The sequence below is a fragment of the Streptomyces sp. NPDC006265 genome, assembly GCF_040613555.1.
Taxonomy (GTDB): domain Bacteria; phylum Actinomycetota; class Actinomycetes; order Streptomycetales; family Streptomycetaceae; genus Streptomyces.
In genome coordinates, this window is record NZ_JBEXSH010000939.1 from 1 (window position 1) to 3,385 (window position 3,385).

At 73.0% G+C, this 3,385-nt stretch carries 4 protein-coding genes; 2 read left to right on the plus strand and 2 right to left on the minus strand.

Annotated elements, in window-relative coordinates; translation table 11 throughout:
• Window positions 1-241: 241 nt before the first annotated feature.
• Window positions 242-763 (minus strand): hypothetical protein, encoded by a 522-nt coding sequence (locus tag ABZ281_RS43105; protein WP_356663570.1) that lies wholly within the window; start codon window positions 761-763, stop codon window positions 242-244.
• Between ABZ281_RS43105 and ABZ281_RS43110 the strand changes: the two genes are divergently transcribed.
• Window positions 762-1,376: a hypothetical protein gene (locus ABZ281_RS43110; protein WP_356663572.1), complete on the plus strand. Its 615-nt coding sequence runs from the start codon at window positions 762-764 to the stop codon at window positions 1,374-1,376. The genes ABZ281_RS43105 and ABZ281_RS43110 overlap by 2 nt on opposite strands.
• 88 nt (window positions 1,377-1,464) lie before the next feature.
• Here the strand turns inward: ABZ281_RS43110 and ABZ281_RS43115 are convergent, their stop codons facing one another.
• Window positions 1,465-1,701, minus strand: coding sequence for a hypothetical protein (locus ABZ281_RS43115; RefSeq protein WP_356663574.1), 237 nt, complete (start codon window positions 1,699-1,701; stop codon window positions 1,465-1,467).
• A 330-nt stretch (window positions 1,702-2,031) separates the two neighbouring features.
• Between ABZ281_RS43115 and ABZ281_RS43120 the strand changes: the two genes are divergently transcribed.
• The coding region (locus ABZ281_RS43120) for an ATP-binding protein (protein WP_356663576.1) at window positions 2,032-3,385 on the plus strand (1,354 nt) is incomplete at its 3' end.

Consider the following 3,385-nt stretch of genomic DNA (forward strand, 5'->3'; position numbering starts at 1 on the left):
GATGGTGATCATCGCGGCGTGCGGGCCCGAGTCGGAGTCCGACGGCGGCGAGTCCTGCGGCTTCTCGTCCGACGGAGGCCGGTGCTGGGGCTCCTCTTCCGACAGCGGCCAGTCCTGCGGCTCCTCGGGGGCCGCCGCGGGGCCCGGCACCCACGGTGCCGCCCTCCGGAACCGCGGCCTCGACGTGGCCGCGGAGGTGGCCGGGGCCCGGAGGGCGGCATTTCGGGCGGGACGGCACGCCCTACGGTCCGGTCCGGTCCGAGACGGCCGGGTCGGAGGCGAGGGCGTGCCACATGCGGGCGTCGTCGTCGAAGGGCGGCGGCAGCGGGCGGTCTTCGGCCAGGGCCGTGAGCGCGTGGGCGACCCAGTGGAGTGCGGTGAGTCCGGCCGCCTCGCAGGCCAGGCGGGCGGCGAACCGGGCCACCGCGCGCTGGGTTGCGGGGCCCGCGGCGTCGAGGGCGTGCAGGAGGGCGGGGTCGAAGCCGCGCAGCCCGCTGACGTTGCCGTCGACCGTGCGCAGCGCGTCACTCGGCAGCCGTCCGCCCCATTGACGTCGTTCGTGGGCGAACCGTTGCTCCCGTTCCGCCGTCTTCCGCGCGAGGCGCTCCCGGCGTGCGGCTTCGGCCCGCTCGGCGGGGGTGGGAGGGGGTGGCGGTGTCCGGGAAGGGACGACGACCTCGCCCACGCCTACCGCGACCGGCTCCAAGCCGCTTGACAGCGATAGGAGCATCAACCGGCGGCGACCACGGAAGAGGAGAGCCATGCGGCACGTCTACTGGATCGGCGGCGGAAGCGGCGCGGGCAAGTCCACGATCGCCCGCCGGCTCGCCGACCGGCACGGCTGGCGTCTCTACGCGACCGACGACGTGATGGTGGATCACGCGCGCCGGACCACCGCCGAGGAGGCGCCCTTCCTGCACGCGTTCATGGCCATGGACATGGACGAGCGGTGGGTCGGCCGGTCCCCCGAGACCATGCTCGAGACGTTCCACTGGTTCCGGGGCGAGGCCTTCGATCTGATCATCGAGGATCTCGCGCGCCTGCCGGCTGGGACACCTGTCGTCGTCGAGGGATTCCGTCTGCTGCCGCACCTGGTGGAGCCGCTGCTCCCCGGGCCCGGACACGCCGTCTGGTTGCTTCCCACTCCGGAATTCCGCCGGTTCGCCTTCACGAGCCGTGCCACACCGGAGGGCGGGTTCACGCGGCGGACCGGTGATCCCGCGCGGGCCGAGCACAACGTCGCCGTACGGGACGCCTTGTTCACGGAGCGGCTGCGCGAGGAGACCGCGCGCCTGGGACTGCCCGCCATCACCGTGGACGGCTCGATGACGGCGGACGAACTCGCCGGGCGGGTGGGCGACGTCTTCCGGCTCTGAGGCGGAGGAGGCTCTGAGGCGGAGGAGGCTCTGAGGCGGAGGAAGGCCCGGAACCGGACGGGTCCGGGCCTTCGAGGGCCGATGAGCCTCAGCCTCCGTCGAGGCGTGCGCGCAGCAGCCCCTTGCCCAGCTCGGCGCCCTTGCGGCTGTCCGCCTGTGCCTTGCGGAACAGGTCCGCGACCTCGGTGTCCTTGGCGCGCTCCGCGTCCTGGATGTAGCTCTCCAGGCGCAGGGCATTGTTCAGGCATGCCTCGACATACCAGATGAGGTTGTAGTCCTTGTCCTGCGTACCGGTCACACCGCCGGTCTCCGATGCGCTGCTCATGCGGGCCTCCTTCTCGCGGAGCGGACCTCTTCAAACGCCGGACGGGTACCCGCCCTCCGGTGGGGCACACAGCCTGCGCCCGTCACATGGAGTGACCTCCCTGTCACGACGGACGGACCGGCCGGTCAGACCCCCACACACCACCAACTCCCCCCTTAAGTATGGCAATTCAGACAGTTGCCTCGGAATCCCACAGACACCGATCACTTTCGGAACGAAGTGGCACTCCACCGTGCGAGACCGGGCGATGACGGTGTGTACTGTGCTGCGGGTGACTCGCCAGAGCCCCTCGGACCCAGCCCTGCCCGACTCCCTCCTGGAATCGATTCGATGATCGAAATACCGGACCTGGCCGTCGGCGCCCTCGCCCTCGGCACACTGTCCGCTTTCGCCCTCGGTGGCGGGCTGCTGCGCTCACGGCGGCAACTGGCCGCGCAGCGCGCGAAGACGACCGCGCTGCGGGCCCGACTCGACGGCACGACGCGGGCGTTCACCTCCGAGGTCGAACATCTCGCGGGGCGGCGGCTGCCCGCCGCGGCCCGGCAGGCCGCGCATTCCCACGTCACCGTGCCCGGCCCCCTGAACCCGCAACTGGCCGGTTCGCCGCTGGGTTTCGCCCTGGAGCAGGTCCTGGAGGGGCTGCACGCCGAGTTGGCCGCGCAGCGCACCCGGATCGACGCGGCGGCGCAGGCCGGGATGCGCGGGGCCACCCGGGAGATCCAGGCAGCCCTGTACCGGCTGCAGGACGCCCTGCGCGGGCTGCAACAGCGCTATGACGATCCCGAGTTGGCGCAGACCCTGTTCGAGCTGGACCACGAGAACGAGCAATCGCTTCGGCGCGCGCAGACCGCCGCGGTGGTGTGCGGCGCCTGGGTGGGGCTCGCCCGGGAGGAGTCCCATCTGGTGGACGCGGTCACGGGCGGCCAGGCCCGGCTCGCGGGCTACCGGCGGGTCCGGGTCAGCAACCACCTGGACGCCGGTACGGCCCTGGTGTCCCACGCCGTCGAGCCGGTCGCCATCATCGTGGCCGAGCTCCTCGACAACGCGCTGCGGCACTCCGCGCCCGACACGGAGGTCGTGGTCAACCTCGAGGCGGTCCACCACGGTGTCTGTGTCACCGTGGACGACGCCGGTCTGGGCATGACCCAGGACGAGCGGGCCCGGGCCCAGCGGATGGTCGCCGGCTCGGAGCCGATCCTGCTGACCGAGCTCGGTGATCCGCCGCGCATGGGGCTCGCGGCCATCGGCCGGCTGACCCGGCAGTTCGACCTGAGCGTGGACGTGTCGTCCCCGTCTCCGTACGGCGGTGTGCGGGCGGTGCTGCGGGTCGGCAGTCACCTGCTGACGCGTATCGACCCCGAGGTACTGCCCCCGGCTGCCAGCGCCCCGCGTTCGACCCGGAGAGCGGCGGGAGGAGGGCCGGGAAGCGGTTCCGGCACGTCCCAGGGCTCGGGCGCCGGCCTGCCCGGGACGCCGCCCGCGCCCAGACCCGTCCCCGCCACCCCGCCGCATGTGCCCGAAGCCGCCCCGGCCGCCGCGTCCGACGGCTCCGGGCCGGCCGCCGAGCCCGGGAATCCCGCACCGCTCCCCGCCCCCGCGAGCCACGAGCACGATCACGGCTACGGCTCGGAGCAGGACACCGACGACAACACTCCGGCCCCCGGCCACCACGGCCCGCGCGAGA